Source organism: Paenibacillus xylanexedens, from assembly GCF_007676705.1.
GTDB lineage: Bacteria > Bacillota > Bacilli > Paenibacillales > Paenibacillaceae > Paenibacillus > Paenibacillus xylanexedens_C.
Genome location: NZ_VEBF01000237.1, coordinates 1 through 288, shown reverse-complemented (window position 1 = coordinate 288; position 288 = coordinate 1). Strand labels below are relative to the sequence as shown.

The window sequence follows — 288 nt, the reverse complement described above, 5'->3', positions numbered from 1 at the left end:
AAGGTGGGTTTGTGTGTGTGGTATAGTTATGGAATGAGATAGTAAAAAATGGTGAAAGGGTATGGTGTTCAGGATTTTTGGATTGGATGGTATAAGTAAGGGTTCTTACGGTTGTGGGGAAAGAGGGTTGAGTTTTTTGGGGAAGGGAGAGTTTTTGGGTGGTGGAGGATTTTTATGAACGAGAGCTTTAGTTAGAGGGTTGTCGAGGTTTTTGGAAGGAGGTTGAATGGGAGGTTTTGGAGTATGAAGTTGGTTAGTTACCAGAGGAGGATGAGGAGGTTTAACAGC

General features: G+C 42.7%; 1 protein-coding gene. It reads right to left on the bottom strand.

Translation table 11 applies throughout. From position 1 onward, the window contains the following. Positions 1-105: 105 nt before the first annotated feature. Positions 106-288, bottom strand: a 183-nt coding sequence (locus FS628_RS32205; protein ID WP_222125329.1) for a 30S ribosomal protein S20, incomplete at its 5' end; no start/stop codon positions are given.